At 60.3% G+C, this 14,772-nt stretch carries 12 protein-coding genes; 5 read left to right on the top strand and 7 right to left on the bottom strand.

The features are described from left to right. Positions 1-3 precede the first annotated feature (3 nt). Complete coding sequence (gene msuE / locus WM94_RS22580; RefSeq protein ID WP_061552143.1) at positions 4-564, bottom strand: FMN reductase; 561 nt, start codon at positions 562-564, stop codon at positions 4-6. A 340-nt stretch (positions 565-904) separates the two neighbouring features. Here msuE and WM94_RS22575 point away from each other — a divergent pair, with 340 nt between their 5' ends. The 3 genes from WM94_RS22575 (at position 905) to WM94_RS22565 (ending at position 4,289) form a co-directional block, all read left to right on the top strand. Then, on the top strand, positions 905-2,143 hold the full coding sequence (locus WM94_RS22575; RefSeq protein WP_061552142.1) for an acyl-CoA dehydrogenase family protein: 1,239 nt from the start codon (positions 905-907) through the stop codon (positions 2,141-2,143). A gap of 283 nt (positions 2,144-2,426) precedes the next feature. Then, entirely contained in the window at positions 2,427-3,038 is a 612-nt protein-coding gene (locus tag WM94_RS22570; RefSeq protein WP_082810616.1) for an OmpW family protein, read from the top strand. A gap of 12 nt (positions 3,039-3,050) precedes the next feature. Then, positions 3,051-4,289, top strand: a complete 1,239-nt coding sequence (locus tag WM94_RS22565) for an SfnB family sulfur acquisition oxidoreductase (RefSeq protein WP_061552141.1) — start codon at positions 3,051-3,053, stop codon at positions 4,287-4,289. Positions 4,290-4,378: 89 nt separating this feature from the next. On the opposite strand, the gene WM94_RS22560 is transcribed toward WM94_RS22565, so the two are convergent. The 4 genes from WM94_RS22560 to WM94_RS22545 all read right to left on the bottom strand — a co-directional run bounded on the left by WM94_RS22560 (position 4,379) and on the right by WM94_RS22545 (position 9,284). Beyond that, positions 4,379-5,155, bottom strand: coding sequence for an ABC transporter ATP-binding protein (locus WM94_RS22560; protein ID WP_061552140.1), 777 nt, complete (start codon positions 5,153-5,155; stop codon positions 4,379-4,381). A gap of 126 nt (positions 5,156-5,281) precedes the next feature. Beyond that, positions 5,282-6,202 carry a homocysteine S-methyltransferase family protein gene (locus WM94_RS22555; protein WP_061552139.1) on the bottom strand — a complete coding sequence of 307 codons (921 nt, stop codon included), beginning with the start codon at positions 6,200-6,202 and terminating at the stop codon, positions 5,282-5,284. Next, positions 6,199-7,245, bottom strand: coding sequence for a glycine betaine ABC transporter substrate-binding protein (locus WM94_RS22550; RefSeq protein WP_061552138.1), 1,047 nt, complete (start codon positions 7,243-7,245; stop codon positions 6,199-6,201). The genes WM94_RS22555 and WM94_RS22550 overlap by 4 nt, the downstream gene beginning before the upstream one ends. 8 nt (positions 7,246-7,253) lie before the next feature. After that, complete coding sequence (locus WM94_RS22545; RefSeq protein ID WP_371264041.1) at positions 7,254-9,284, bottom strand: ATP-binding cassette domain-containing protein; 2,031 nt, start codon at positions 9,282-9,284, stop codon at positions 7,254-7,256. 631 nt (positions 9,285-9,915) lie between these two features. Here WM94_RS22545 and WM94_RS22540 point away from each other — a divergent pair. Then, positions 9,916-11,334 carry a DUF2252 domain-containing protein gene (locus WM94_RS22540; protein WP_082810614.1) on the top strand — a complete coding sequence of 473 codons (1,419 nt, stop codon included), beginning with the start codon at positions 9,916-9,918 and terminating at the stop codon, positions 11,332-11,334. Positions 11,335-11,392: 58 nt separating this feature from the next. Beyond that, on the top strand, positions 11,393-12,502 hold the full coding sequence (locus tag WM94_RS22535) for a hypothetical protein (protein ID WP_061552137.1): 1,110 nt from the start codon (positions 11,393-11,395) through the stop codon (positions 12,500-12,502). Here WM94_RS22535 and WM94_RS22530 read toward each other — a convergent pair. Both WM94_RS22530 and potE read right to left on the bottom strand, forming a co-directional pair. Next, positions 12,499-13,413, bottom strand: a complete 915-nt coding sequence (locus WM94_RS22530) for a transporter substrate-binding domain-containing protein (protein ID WP_082810613.1) — start codon at positions 13,411-13,413, stop codon at positions 12,499-12,501. The genes WM94_RS22535 and WM94_RS22530 overlap by 4 nt on opposite strands. Then, a complete protein-coding gene (gene potE / locus WM94_RS22525; protein WP_039612910.1) occupies positions 13,410-14,741 on the bottom strand; it encodes a putrescine-ornithine antiporter in 1,332 nt (443 codons plus the stop codon). The genes WM94_RS22530 and potE overlap by 4 nt, the downstream gene beginning before the upstream one ends. Positions 14,742-14,772 lie beyond the last annotated feature (31 nt).

Below are 14,772 nucleotides of genomic sequence, written 5' to 3'. Positions count from 1 at the left end.
AAGTCAGGCCGCCGTGGCGACCGGGATCTGGAAGAAGGTGTTGACGGTATCGATTACCCGCTCAATGCGTTCGAACTGCGCGGGCTCGACCAGGCGATGCTGGTCGAAGGCCTCGACGCTGGCGTACAGGCCATACGGCAGGGTGTGGGCCTGGAAGAAGGCGAACAGTGGGCGTAGCTGGTGATCGATCATCAGCGCATGGCGCTCGCTACCACCGGTGGCGGCCAGCACGACCGGCACACCCTTGAGTGACTGATGGTCGACCAGGTCGAACAGATGCTTGAACAGGCCGGTGTAGGACGCCCGGTAGACTGGGCTGCCGACCAGCAGCAGATCAGCCTGCTCGATCGCCTGCAGATGCGGTTGCAACGCGATAGAGGCGCTGTCGCGCTCGAGCGAGCCCGACATTACGTCGGCCAGCGCGGCGATACGCACCCAATGCACGTCCAGGTTCGGCAACCTTGCCTGCAACCTTTCCACCAGGGCCTGCAGCAGCCCATGAGTTCGTGATGGCGCACGCAGGCTGCCAGAGACCACCACGACTTTGATAACGCTTGCGCTCATGTACATCCCTCCTGCCCGTATGGGCTACGTTCGGGAGTACTTGAGCAGCAACCGTGCCACCCAATGAAAATGTTTTAAATCAATAGGTTGAACGATTTATCAAACAGCTCTTGCTGCACCTGCGCAAGCAAGCTGTTGGATGAATGACCGCCAGGCAACAATGACGCCAAAAGGCCCAGCTGACCGCCTGGCAACAACCGATCAACAGGCTGTTGCCAACGGTACAGTCTGAGTGTCGGCGATAAAACATATGCATCTGATTTAAAAGGTTTTATTTGGAAAGGCACAGAGTTTGCGAGGGCCCCACGGTCCGTAATCGCACCAATCGAGGAGAACCGCGATGACCGCTCAAGCCCATGTGCCACATCGATCTACCGGCACCGACTACCCATCCCTTGCCGCCCGCTTCCGCCCGGTCTTCGCGCGTATCGCCGAAGGCAGCGTGGAGCGCGAACGCACCCGCAGTCTGCCCTTCGAGCCCATTCGCTGGCTCAAGGAAGCCGGCTTCGGCGCCGTGCGCGTACCCGTCGAGCACGGCGGTGCGGGGGCCTCACTGCCGCAATTGTTCCAGCTGCTGATCGAACTGGCCGAAGCCGACTCCAACGTGCCGCAGGCGCTGCGTGGGCACTTCGCCTTTGTCGAGGATCGTCTCAATGCCCATGCCAGCGCACCGCAGCACGTCTGGTTCAAACGCTTCGTCGAAGGCGATCTGGTGGGCTGCGCCTGGACGGAGGTAGGTGCGGTGAAAATTGGCGACGTCATCACCCGTGTCTCGCGCCAGGGTGACCAGTGGGTGGTCAACGGTACCAAGTACTACAGCACCGGCAGCCTCTTCTCCGACTGGATCGACCTGTTCGCCCGCCGCGACGACACCGGCGCCGACGTGATCGCGGCAATCCGTACCCAGCAGCCCGGCATCACCCAGAGCGACGACTGGGATGGCTTCGGCCAGCGCACCACCGGCAGTGGCACCTCGGTGTTCGAGAACGCGGTGGTCGAGGAAGAGAACATCTTAGACTTCGCCACCCGTTTCAAATACCAGACGGCCTTCTACCAACTGGTGCTGCTCGCCGTCATCGTCGGCTCAGGCCGAGCAGCTGTGCGCGATTTCAGCCAGGAAACCGGCAAGCGTTCGCGTGTGTTCAGCCATGGCAATGGTGCAGCAGTAAGTGAGGATCCACAGGTGTTGCAGGTTATCGGCAGGGCTTCGGGGCTGATCTATGCCGCCGAGGCCGGCACCCTACGCGCCAGCGAGGCCACGCAGCAGGCTTACCTGGCGCGCTTCGACAATGACGAAACCGCCGAGCGCCAAGCCAACATCGCCGCCGAACTGGAATCGGCCCAGGCCCAGGTGGCCGCCGTGGAACTGGTGCTGCGCGCCACCAGCGACCTGTTCAACACCCTGGGCGCGTCTGGCACAAGTACCAGCAGGCAACTTGACCGCCACTGGCGTAACGCCCGTACCGCCGCCTCGCACAACCCGGTGATCTACAAGGAACGCATCATCGGTGACTGGCACGTCAATGGCAGCGAACCGCCCTATGTCTGGCAGATCGGCGGTGGCGCCAAGCAGCGCTGAAAACACCTCTCCACGCCCGCTGCAATCACGCCCACCCCGAGCCTGGCTCGCGGGTGGGCGTATTTTTTCAGTGCGCCACTACGGCCAAAGGCCGTGCCTGATGACCTGTTCGTGCAGCAGCAGTACTTACGAAATCTGCCTCCCACCAAACACTCCACAAAAGACACATTTCCTTTAATTTCAGCAACTTATAGCGTGGCACGAAAAATGAAAAGAGGACTGTGCCACGCCAACCGAACGCACGGAGGCGGCATCGACCTCACACTTCGAAAGGAAGCCTTGCATGCGTCTCTCCGCACCCTGGTCCCGCCCTGCTCTGCTCGGCGGTCTGCTCCTGGGGCTTAGTACCCCGATACTCGCTGCCGAGAGCCCCTGGCTGATTCGCGCCGGCATCAGCAAGATCGTCCCGACCCCCCACCCCGGCAACATCACCCCCGGCAAGATCGACATCGACAACGATACCGGCCCGAGTTTCAACGTCGCCTATTTCTTTACCCCCAACCTGGCGCTGGACGTCCTGGGCGGTTTGCCGTTCAAGCACAACATCCAGCTCAACGGCGGCAAGGTCGGCAGCACCAAGCACCTGCCGCCGATCGTATCCCTGCAATGGCACTTCGCACCGGGTGCCAAGGTGCGCCCCTTCGTCGGCGTGGGGCTGAATTACACCTACTTCTACGACGAGCACCTGGACAACGGCGCCAAACTTGAACTCTCCGACTCTTGGGGCGCCGCGCTCCAGGCCGGCCTCGACTTTGCCCTCGACAAGCAGTGGAGCCTGGGCGGCGATGTGCGTTACGCCCGGATCGACAGCAGCGTGAAGATCGACGGGCAGAAGGTCGGCTGCGTCGACGTCGACCCTTTCATCTACAGCCTCAACCTCGCCTACCGTTTCTGAAGGAGCCCATCAATGAGCGAAAACCACCTGCAGCAGCGTGATGAAACCATCGTGCTGCGCCAATCCAGCATCCCAGCCCACCGTCTTGGCAGCGAGCGCGAAGCCATCGAGGCAGCGCACGCCCTGGCTCAAGACTTCCGCCGCGAAGCCGCCGCCCGTGATCGCGAACGCCGCCTGCCCCTGGCGGAGCTGGAGGCCTACTCGCAAAGCGGCCTCTGGAGCATCATCGTGCCCCAAGCCTATGGCGGCCTGGGCGCCAGTTACCGCACCGTCGGCGAGGTGTTCAAGATCATCTCGGCAGCCGACGGTTCACTCGGCCAGTTGCCGCAGAACCACTTCGTCATCCTCGCCCACATCGGTTTCGACGCCAGCGAGGAGCAGAAGCGTTTCTTCTTCGATCTCGCCCTGTCCGGCACACGTTTCGGCAATGCCTTCTCCGAGCGCAATGGCAAGCACGTCGCGGACTTCCAGACCCGGATCACTCACGCTGGCGACGACTACCTGGTCAACGGGCAGAAATTCTTCTCCACCGGTGCCCTGCTGGCGCACTGGATTCCCATCGTCAGCGTGGACGATCAGGGGCGCCCGCACCTGGCCGTCGTGCCACGGGAAACCGAAGGGCTCAAGGTGATCAATGACTGGTCCAGCTTCGGCCAGCGCACCACGGCGAGCGGCACGGTGCTGATCGAGCAGGTCCGCGTGCCGGCCAGCCAGGTAGTGCCGATCTGGCAAGCCTTCGACCGCCCCACGGCTGGCGGGGCGATCTCGCAGTTCATCCAGGCGGCCATCGATGCAGGGTTGGCCCGAGGAGCGTTGGCCGACACCCTGGACTACGTGCGCCGGCATACCCGCCCCTGGATTGACTCGGGGCTGGAGAAGGCCACCGATGACCCTTACATACTCCAGCAACTGGGCGATCTGCAGATTCGTCTGCGCGCTGCCGAGGCAGTGCTGGACCTGGCGGCGGATGCCATCGACCAGGCGCTACGCGAGCCCAGCGAGGAGAGCGTGGCCGAGGCCTCCATCCGCACGGCGGAAGCAAAGGTGCTGACCACCGAGGTGGCCATACTCGCCAGCAACCGCCTGTTCGAGCTGGCCGGCACCCGCTCGACCCTGGAGGAATACGCCCTCGACCGTCACTGGCGCAATGCCCGGGTACACACCCTACACGACCCCGTGCGCTGGAAATACCACATCATCGGCAACTACCTGCTTAACGGCATCAAGCCGCCGCGCCATCCCTGGAACTGAAGCCGCCCCTGGCCGCGCTCAGGCGCGGCCAGGGCAACCTCTTGGCCACAGGGATGGATACTGCGTGGTCGGCAAGGTGTCGGCGCCAATCAGCCAGCCTTGCCACCGAGGTAGAAATGCTGAATGTCCTCCCGCGCCGCCAACTCGGCGGCAGGGCCCTCACCCACCACCCGGCCGTTTTCCAGGATGTAGGCGTAACGGGCATGGCGCAGGGCAACGTTGATGTTCTGCTCGGCGACCAGAAAGCTCATACCTTCTTGGGCGTTGAGCTGGGCGACGATGGCAAAGATCTCCTCGACGATGATCGGCGCCAGGCCCATCGAAGGTTCATCGAGTAGCACCAACCGAGGCTTGGTCATCAAGGCACGTCCAATGGCGAGCATCTGCTGCTCGCCGCCCGAGGTCAGCCCAGCCTGCGCCTTGCGTTTGGTCTTCAAACGCGGGAACCAGGAGTAGATGCGCTCCAGCTCCTGCTCCAGCTCGCACCGCTTCGGGTTGCGCAGAAAGCCGCCGCTGCGCAAGTTCTCTTCTACGGTCAGGTGAGCGAATACATGCCGCCCCTCCAGCACATGGGCGATACCCCGGCACGCCAGAAGATGCGCCGCCACCCCGGCAGTGTCCTGCCCTTGGAAACTGATATCGCCACGGCTAACTTGCGCGCGGTCAGCATGGACCAGCCCTGAGATCGCTTTCAGCGTGGTGCTTTTGCCGGAGCCGTTGGCACCAAGCAACGCGACGATGTCGCCCTGCCCAACCTCAAGTGAAACTCCAGCCACGGCAAGAATCGCGCCGTCGTAGATCACTTCAATGTCGTTTACCGCAAGCAGCAACTGGCCTACGGTTCGTGCAAAAATCGCATGGTTCATGGATGCTTTGCTCTTAGAGTGCCCTTGGCGCCCATCTATGATCATGTAGATGGCGAGCCATTCCTTTGGCTCGCACATTCTGTCGGTGCATCATCGTGCCAGTGCCGTCCTACAACCAGGCCGACCTCACGGCTTTTCCTCATGCGTCTGCAGATGAACATTGATCTGGGCGATATGTTCCGGACCAATGCCACAGCAACCACCAATGATCGTTGCCCCGCCTTCTACCCACCGCTGCGCCCATTGGAGGTAAGCCTCCGGCCCAAGATCGGCACGGATATCAAGCAACGTGTCATTGGCCTGGGCGTCTTCACGTACCGGAGGAAAGGCATTGGCATAGACACCTAGCGGTAACTCGCGAGCCTGCGCCTTCAGCACCCGTAGGGCACTATGGAGCGCTGCGGCCATGCTCTCAGGTTGGCTGCAATTGAAGAGCAATGCGCTGGCCCCCAGCTCAATAGCCAGAAGAACAGCCTGCTCCACGCTTTCACCCGAGCGTAGCAAAGGCGGCGTATCTTCGGTGTCGGGATCAAGCAGCGTGAAGGACAGCCAGAGCGGCTTGTGCTCGCCGTCCAGCGCGGCATGCACGGCGCGAGCTTCGGCCAAGGAGCTCTGGGTTTCTGCCAGCCAGAAATCCACATGCGGCGCCAGGCCGCAGATCAGTTCACGATGGATGGCCTGAGCACGGATCGGATCGAAAAGATCCGGCCGATACGACCCCAGCGCAGGCGGCAAAGATCCAGCAACCTGTACCGAAGTTTCCGCCTCGTCAGCAGCACCGCGGGCGAGTTGCCCGGAAAGCTTGGCCAAGGTTCGACCCGAGCGGGCAAAACGCTCCTCGCCAATATGAAACGGCACCACTGCATAGCTGTTGGTGGTGATCACCTTAGCACCTGCCTTAATGAACGCTCGGTGCACTTGGGTTACGTACTCAGGCGCTTCGAGCAGAGCCAGGGCTGACCATTCCGGCTGCCGGAACGGCGCACCGATGCGCTTGAGCTCTCGCCCCATCCCACCGTCGAGTAGAGTCCAGGCATTCTGAGTCATTGAGCGCTCTCCTTGGTGTCAGAGGTACTCAACCAGCGATCGACGGTCGCCTCGTTGGCGGCGACCCAGGCTTTGGCCGCAACTTCCGCTGGCTGTTTTTCGCGTTCGATCTTCAGGATCAAGTCGTTGAGGGCTTCCGGATCGATACTCACGTTTTCCAGGAAAGCGGCGATCCGGGGGGCGCGTTTCTGCAACGCTGAAGACGCGAGAATGTGAACCTTCGCGTCGGGGTAAGCACAGGTCACGTGGCTCTTGTTCAGCCAGTCGGCATCGACGGTTGGACTGATGAATTTCCAGCAGCCATCAGCCTTGTACAACGGGTCGCCCTTCTTGTTGTCCTGAGCGTAACCGTCGAACGGCGGTTCATCGAGACGGCGAAGGTCATAGGCGGAGAAGATCCAGTCTGGCGTATAGGCATAGAAAATCACCCCGCGCTCGGCTTTGTAGGCAGCATCAAGCTTGGCGTAAGTCACCGAGGCCTCTGTGGAGACCGACTCGAAGTTGCCGTCGAAACCAAAGTCCTTGGCTTTGATCTGGCCAATGTAGGTCGACTCCCAGCCGGCAGGGCCGACCAATAACTGGGACTTGCCACCACCCAGCGGGGCGAACAACTTGGCGATCTCCGGCTTCTTCAGGTCATACACCGACTTCACGTTGTACTTGTCCTGAATGTAGCCCGGAATGTAAAAGCCCTGCACACCGACATAAGGCTGTTTGTTGGGAATCAGCGAACGGGTGCCCCCAGTCACGTACTTGGCGAAGGCCGCCGATTGGTTAGGCAGCCAGATGTCGGTTAGCACATCGACCGAACCGTCGCCCTTGGCGGCGGCTGCGAACAATACTGGCAGATCACCCGCCAGGTAGGAGACATCACCATCGAGACGACTGGAGATGATGTCGCCGAGGATGTATTGGATGGCGATAGCGCCGGTCCAGTTCTGCTCGCCGATCACGATCTTGTCCTTGGCGAAGCTTGCCGTAATAGGCACGATCGTGCCTAGCAATAAAACTCCGGCAAGGGCGCGGGAAAGGAACCTGGTCATGGAAGATATTACTCCTCAGTAGAATGATGACGTTTGCGAAGGGATGCCTGGATGATCCGATCGGGCACCAGGGCACAGAAAACAATGGCAATACCGGCAAGGACGCCCTCTCCCCCCTTGATGTTGCGCAAGGCGGTCATGACGTCGTAGCCCAGCCCGCCGGCGCCGATCAGCGCGGCCACGACGACCATTGACAAGCTCATCACGATGGTTTGGTTGACTCCCAGCAACAGCGAGCCAGAGGCCAACGGTAACTCGACTCGGGTAAGCGTCTGCCAGGGCGTCGCGCCATGAGCAATCGCGGCCTCTACGGCCTCCCTGGGTACCTCCCTGATGCCCAGTGCCGTTAGGCGAATCATTGGTGCGAGGGCGAATATCACCGTAGCTATCACTGCCGGCGTCTTGCCAACGGAAAAAAAGGCCACCGCTGGAATCAGATAGACAAAGGTCGGCAATGTCTGCATGACGTCCAGCAGCGGCGTGATCAAGCGCCGCGCGAGTGACTTCTTGGCCAACAGAATGCCCGCCGGGATGCCGATCAACAGTGACAACAGCACCGACGAGCCAACCAGGGCTATGGTGGAAACCGTTCGCTCCCAGAAGCCGAACAGTCCGATGTAGCCCAAGGCCAACGCACTGGTCAGTGCCAGGGCCACACCGGCAGAGCGCCAAGCCAGGTAGATCAAAGCTGCCGCAGGAACAGGCCAGGGAATCCAGCCCAATGCGCCCTCCACACCTTCGATAACGGTACGCACCGCGACTATCACCCCGATGAAGACGCTCTCGAAGGCCTGTTGTGACCAGCCGATAATCCGGTCAATCGCGCCAGCGACCGCTAGCATGCTGTCGCGGTCTGCGGGAAAGTGCAGTAGTGCGCCCGCCGCATCCGGCGTCAGCCCCCGCCAAAGAGTCAGCGCCTGGCTCAATAGCAAAAGCGCCAAGGGCAACGTTACTCCATGGGAATCGCGGCAGTGACTACGCAGGCTCAGCCAGGCACTGGCCATGTGGTTGACGAGCAGCGCTGCAAATGCGCCGGCCAGCGTCCACCTACCCCCCTCTCGCCAAGCGCTGGCGAGCCCAGCCAAGGCGATAAGCTCGACCAGTAGCGCAAGCCAGAACAGGCCATTTCGTCCGGCTACCGCCAGGGCCGCCGGCCCCAACAGTCCCTGGCGAAACCAGTTGACCGCCACCGGCTCTTCGTGGGCTAGAAACGGCGAGACGTTATTTGTCTCGTATCCAGTTGACGACACGGCTGGACTGATATGCGGCCGTTCGTCGAAGAAGTCCGCCACCCCTTCATCCAGCGGGTGTTCGAGTAACTCATCAGGCGTGCCGACCTGTACCAACTGGCCATCACGTAGTACGGCGATGCGGTCAGCCAGGCGCAGCGCCTCTCCCGGATCGTGGGTCACCAGCAAGGTCGTGATGCCGCGCTGACGTACCAGTTGCAGGAAGCGTCCCTGTAAATCGCGGCGAATGGTCGGATCCAACGCACTGAAGGGCTCATCCATCAGCAGAATGCGCGGCTCGGTAACCAGCGCCCGGGCCAGCCCGACGCGTTGCTGCATGCCGCCGGACAACTCATGGGGAAAGTGCTCGGCCCAGTCCCCCAGCCCCACCGCCTTTAGCTGCAGTTGTGCAGAAGCACGCCGCGCACTTTCCGGCTCACCTCGTAGTTCCAAGGGTAAGGCGACGTTGTCAAGCACGCTGCGATGTGGCAATAGTCCAAAGTGCTGGAACACCATGCCAACGCGCTGCGAACGCAACTGACGCAGCGCAGTCAATGTCAAATCACCCAGCACCTCGCCATCGACAAGCACATCGCCGCTGCTTGGTTCTATTAACCGGTTGACATGACGCAGCAGGGTCGACTTGCCGCTCCCTGAGGTGCCCATCAGGCAGAGCACCTCGCCACGGCGCACAGCAAGGCTCACTTGTTCTACAGCGTTCCTTGCCGCTCTCCGGCCCCCTTCGTAGCGCTTGGTCACTGCGCGAAACTCCAGAGCGATATCGGTGGTCTCTGCAGAACCGAAGGACACGCTTCTACCATCCGCCACGTTTCGTGGGGCGGCTTCAACTAGGTCATTGGTAATCGGTGGGTATACTTCACTCACGTCGGCACCTGGGATTGATGAGATTCCAGGGAGCGAGAGCAGTCTTCATGCCAACCGACCAGAACCCACGTATTCTGGGGGTTGCCAGCTTTTTTACATTGGACGACATGATGCTGATGCAACATCGCTGTAGCACCGCTGCTGTGTGAGCAACAGTAAGATGGCGTAACCCGCCTAACAAGAAAGGTTGGTGAAACTGCTATTCATCAGTTTTGTATCCAGGCTACTGAGTACCAACGATTCTCGAAGGCCTGCTATGTGAACTTGCGGTGCGGAGTTCCCCACTACGATAGCTGTCAGCAATCGCCATTCTCGATCCTGCATCCTGCTGGGGAAATCGAGGGCATTTCTGGGGGTTGATACAACGCTTGTTTGAATGCTGGGCCAGCACGGTCGAAATCCGAGTCTGAGCCAGCCCATCGTGTCTTTGGGATAAGTGAATTACTGCTACGCTTTTCAGAAGCTGTCCGGGAATATTCGACGCCGCATTAGTGATTCATCACAGACGAGTTCCGTTGTCGGTCGGGCCCACCCTTTGCTCATCCAAGGTGCCGACATGGCTGAGTTCAAGAAGCGTTCAACCAAACGGTTGTCCAGGGTAATAGACGACATCCGTGAAGATAAGAATTTTCACTCGCTCAAGGAGAGACTGGAGGCCGGCAAACGTCTACGAGATGTCGTGCCGCGGGCGGCTCATGCAACTTGGAAATGCAAGCCCAGGCAGCGTGATCCTGTCGGTTTGCTCGAACTGTCCAACCGTGACCGACATCCGGCACTGGTGCCTGTGCGTTACGGGCGAATGCTGCGCAGTCCATTCACCTTCTTGCGCGGCTCGGCCGGCCTGATGGCACGCGACCTCGCCACACTGCCTTGCACCGGCATACGCGTCCAGGCGTGCGGCGATTGCCATCTGCTCAATTTTGGCTTGTTCGCCACCCCTGAACGCAACCTGATCTTCGATATCAACGACTTCGACGAGACGCTTCCTGCACCTTGGGAGTGGGACATCAAACGGTTGGCGGTCAGTTTTGCCGTCGCCGCCCAGGACAATCGGCTGAACGATAAGGAGGCAGGACAGCTGGCCATGGCCTGCGTGCAGGCCTACCGCAAACGCATGCGTGAATTGTCGGAGATGAGTCCGCTTGACGTCTGGTACGACCGCTTGGACGCTCAAGCGATCATCGACATGGCACCCAGCATGAAATACCGCAAAGCGCGGCAAGAGTTGATAGCCAGGGCCAGAACGCGCATTGGGGACTACCTGTATCCCCAGATCAGTGATGAAGTGGGCGGTAGGCGGCGCTTGGTCGACCAGCCGCCAATCCTGTTCCATATCCATGAAGCCGGTTTTGCCAAGCGCGTGAAGCTGGCTCTTGAGGATTACCGCAGTTCATTGCTACCCGAGCGCAGATTTCTCTACGACCGTTATCGCCTCGAGGACTTTGCAGTAAAAGCCGTAGGCATCGGCAGCGTGGGCACGTTCTGCTTCGTTGGCTTGTTCTTTTCGGCCGAAAACCATCCGCTACTGCTGCAATTCAAGGAAGCCTGCCCATCAGTGCTGGCGCCCTATGCCGGCAAGAGCGAATTTGCCAATCAAGGTCAGCGCGTGGTTACCGGCCAGCGCCTTTCGCAGTCCGCCAGCGACATTTTTCTGGGCTGGACCGAAAGCAGCAAGGGCCGGCAGTTTTTCGTCAGACAACTGCGCGATATGAAGATGTCATTGCCGGTGGAAGGTGCGTCTTTCGAGCAGATGAACATGTATGCGCAGGTGTGCGGCATGACATTGGCGCGGGCGCATGCCAAGTCAGGGGACGCAGCACTGATCAGCGGATATCTCGGCAAGTCGGACGCCTTCGATCAGGCCCTTGGCAAGTTTGCCCTGGCTTATGCCGAGCAGAATGCAAAGGACTACGCGGCGCTGGTCAACGCCGAGAAAAAAGGCAGGATAAAAGCGTTTCGCGAGGAAGACGATTGAGCACTGCCATGGCCTATGCCCGGGAGTGCCCCAACTGCATTTATCTGGATTCAAGAAGATGAATGAAAATCGTGTTTCCACTGCGCATTCAAGCTCCTTCCGTTTCAACAGAACCGCTCTCGTCGCGGCCACACTGATGTTGACCGCCTGTTCCACGCTCGGCCCCTCTACTATCGAGCGCGATAGAAGCGATTACGCGACCGTCATAGCCACGACCTGGAAAGAACAGACCCTGTTGAACATCGTCAAGTTGCGCTACGCCGATGCCCCTGTGTATCTGGAGGTGTCATCGGTGATCAGTTCCACGGCCATCCAAAGCCAGGTAAACCTTTCCGCAAGTTGGTTCAGTGGTTCACCAGCCGAGGGTAACAGCCAGACATTGGGCGCTTCGGGCCTTTATACGGATCGTCCTACCATCAGCTACACACCGCTATCCGGTGAACGCTTTTCCCGCTATCTGCTCACGCCGCTTTCGCCAGCGGCGATATTCTCGCTGATTCAGGCGGGCTATCCGGTCGATCGCGTGCTGCACCTGACCACGCGTGCTGCAAACGGCTTGTACAACAGGTCTACCTCCCCGTCTCGGCTACGTTCAGCAGACCCCGAGTTCTATGCGGTGCTGGATGCACTTCGGCGGATTCAGCGTTCGGAAAAGCTGGGTATGCGGATCAGTCAACGTGCGGGGGCTGACAGTGAGCTGCTGCTGATTGCCGACACCAGGTCGGAGATCGTCGAAAAAGACCGCCAGCTGGTGCGTCAGTCGCTGCACCTTCGACCCGATGCGGAGGTACTGCACCTCACTTTCGGCTCGGTGCAGCGGAACGATTCCGAAGTGGCCTTGCTGACACGCTCGATGTCGGAGATCTTCTCGGAAATTGCCGCCACCATCGACGCCCCCCCCATCCATGTGCAAGAAGGGCGGGCAAACCCCGCGCCCGCCCTTCCTGTGGTTTCCAGCGAGTGGGACGCGCCACTGGTGCGTATCTTCTCAAGCGAGCACAAGCCAGATAATGCCTATGCGGCCGTGCGCTATCGCGATCACTGGTTCTGGATAGACGATCGCGACCTGAGGTCCAAGTCCGAGTTTCTGTTCATCCTTGTGCTCTTGTCCCTTGCCGAAACCGGCGTCGCGCCGGAAACACCAGTCATCACCATCCCCGCCAACTAGTCCGGCAGCGGATACAGGCTTTGCAGCAAGCGGTCCTGTGCGGACTGTGGACCTAGGTAGCGAACGAACAGCGCCTCACCTTGCGGCCCCGAAAGGGCCTGGCTCAAGGCGGTATCCACCAACAAGCGAAAATCTACATCTCCCCTTGGCATCGACAACGCCACCCGGCTCATGACGAACAGGTGATCCGGAACCCACAGCTGGTCGCGTTCGGCTTGCCGGGCCTGGTGGGCCAGCAGGACCACCCTGTCTCCGAGGAACGCGTCGACCTTGCGGTCGGCCACCCGCTGAACCCCCTCCTCGTACGTCGACACTTCCTCGAGCGTGGATTGCAAGCCAAGCTGGCGAATCCGCTCATGGGCCCAGCGGCTGCTCAAGGTGCCACGCAATACGGCAAAACTGTGCTTGCTCAGCCCTGCATTGATCGTCGCGCGCCAGCGCGGGCCGGTATTGTCCGTGCTACCGCTGAGGGGGCTGAGCAAGCTGGCAGGTGCATCGCGCCTGACCAAAGCCGCGAGGCCGGAGGTAAACACCGGAATGGAAAAATCCAACGTGCCTCGCCTGGTTTTGGTTTCAACCATCGGTGTACACAGCAGGTCGACCTGCCCGTTGCCCACGGCCCGAACAGCCTCTGGCTCTGCCAGTGAGTGCCAGCGCACCTGCAAGCCAGCGAGCCCTGGCAATTCCCGAATACGTGCGACGACTGCTTGGCAAAGGTCGATGGAATACCCCTCCGGAGCCTGATCGCTGCCTGATGAGAAGGGTGCGAAACCCTCCATGAATCCGAGGTTCAGCACCTGCTCCTGGCGTAACCGGCCCAACGTGTCGGCAGCGGCGACGGTGCTGTCCGCTGACGCGCACGACAGCAAACTGACAAGACACCAACCGGTCACTTTCGATCCGCGCTTCATGGCGCACCTCCGATCATGTCCAGCGCCTTGACGAAACGTTTGGCAATGAAGCCGAACAGCAGGTAACCCAGCGCCATGATCAGTGCCGCACCGAATACGGCTTCCAGGCCCGAGGCGTACAGTGCGTAGAAGCAATAGCAAACCGCGACCACCATGATTGCGCTGTTACGGCGAAAAATGGCTGCCTGTACCTGGGCCTTGTACATGATCACCAACAGCCCGGTCAGCGAGGTGATGTAGGGGATGATGTTGGTCACGGCAGCCAGGTTCACCAGTTTGCTGAACTGGGCGCTGGCATTGGGCGAGAGCGTCGACAGGGCAATGAGGCTCTGCAGCACCGCGCAGGTCAGCATGCCCGCCAGTGGCACGCCACGGGCCGTGGTGCGTGTAAACAGCGTTGGGAAAAGCCCCTGCCCGGCGGTGACCCTGGCGGTTTCAGCCAAGGTGAACTGCCAGCCAAGCAACGAACCGACGCAAGCGATCACCGCCAATGCCATGATCACGTTGCCGACGGAGTCGTTGAACATCTGTGCATAGACCATGGCGAAGGGCGCGCTGGCGTTGGCAAGCTCCGGATTCGGCACGATGCCCTGGATGACACTGGTCGAGAGGATATAGATCACGGCCGCGCCCAAGGTGCCGAGCAAGCATGCCAGAGGCACATTGCGCTTCGGATTTTCCACCGCGTCGGAGTTCTGCGCAGCTGATTCCATACCCAGAAACGCCCACAAGGTCAGTGGAATGCTGTTGGTTATGGCCTGAGCCACCGGCATTTGACCTGGGTTCCAGGCGTCCTGGAAGGTTGCGAGGCTGAACCAGTACCAGCCGATCAAGCTCAAGCCGGCAACCGGGACGATGACACCCCATACGCTGACCGCGCCAATACGACCGGTAACCTCGGCGCCACCCAGGTTGGACAAGGTGGTAAACCAGATCAACGTCACCGCTCCTGCCAGTAGCGGCCCGCCGCCACTGCCAAGCCAGGGAATGAAAGGCGTGAGGTAGCCCACGGCGGAAATGGCGATGGCCACGTTGCCAATCATCAGTGACAGAAAGTAAAGGTAGGAGCACAGAAAGAAAGCAGACTTGCCATGGGCTTGTTCACTGTAGGCAGACATGCCACCCGATTGCGTGCAGTAGATGCCGCATTGCGCGAAACAGTAGGCGATAGCCATCGAGCCTATGGCCGTGATCACCCAGGACAACAGCGAGACAGCGCCGATCTGCGCCATGCTCGCCGGCAGCATGATGATGCCGGACCCCATCATGTTTACCGTGACCAGTGTCGTCAGTCCGACCAGGCCCATTTTCTTTGCTTTTTCACGCATGGCGCCAACCTCCGCGAAAGCCTGTCGAAGA

It is taken from the genome of Pseudomonas sp. ABFPK (assembly GCF_001586765.1).
Lineage (GTDB): Bacteria > Pseudomonadota > Gammaproteobacteria > Pseudomonadales > Pseudomonadaceae > Aquipseudomonas > Aquipseudomonas asiatica.
Note: the sequence above shows the minus strand (reverse complement) of the source record. Positions and strands in the feature narration are given on the sequence as shown.

What these genes read in the sequence shown, in the direction of transcription:
- msuE (WP_061552143.1), bottom strand. Translation starts at nt 564, where the DNA reads ATGAGCGCAAGCGTTATCAAAGTCGTGGTGGTCTCTGGCAGCCTGCGT.
- WM94_RS22560 (WP_061552140.1), bottom strand. Translation starts at nt 5,155, where the DNA reads ATGAACCATGCGATTTTTGCACGAACCGTAGGCCAGTTGCTGCTTGCG.
- WM94_RS22540 (WP_082810614.1), top strand. Translation starts at nt 9,916, where the DNA reads ATGGCTGAGTTCAAGAAGCGTTCAACCAAACGGTTGTCCAGGGTAATA.
- WM94_RS22575 (WP_061552142.1), top strand. Translation starts at nt 905, where the DNA reads ATGACCGCTCAAGCCCATGTGCCACATCGATCTACCGGCACCGACTAC.
- WM94_RS22555 (WP_061552139.1), bottom strand. Translation starts at nt 6,202, where the DNA reads ATGACTCAGAATGCCTGGACTCTACTCGACGGTGGGATGGGGCGAGAG.
- WM94_RS22530 (WP_082810613.1), bottom strand. Translation starts at nt 13,413, where the DNA reads ATGAAGCGCGGATCGAAAGTGACCGGTTGGTGTCTTGTCAGTTTGCTG.
- potE (WP_039612910.1), bottom strand. Translation starts at nt 14,741, where the DNA reads ATGCGTGAAAAAGCAAAGAAAATGGGCCTGGTCGGACTGACGACACTG.
- WM94_RS22565 (WP_061552141.1), top strand. Translation starts at nt 3,051, where the DNA reads ATGAGCGAAAACCACCTGCAGCAGCGTGATGAAACCATCGTGCTGCGC.
- WM94_RS22535 (WP_061552137.1), top strand. Translation starts at nt 11,393, where the DNA reads ATGAATGAAAATCGTGTTTCCACTGCGCATTCAAGCTCCTTCCGTTTC.
- WM94_RS22570 (WP_082810616.1), top strand. Translation starts at nt 2,427, where the DNA reads ATGCGTCTCTCCGCACCCTGGTCCCGCCCTGCTCTGCTCGGCGGTCTG.
- WM94_RS22550 (WP_061552138.1), bottom strand. Translation starts at nt 7,245, where the DNA reads ATGACCAGGTTCCTTTCCCGCGCCCTTGCCGGAGTTTTATTGCTAGGC.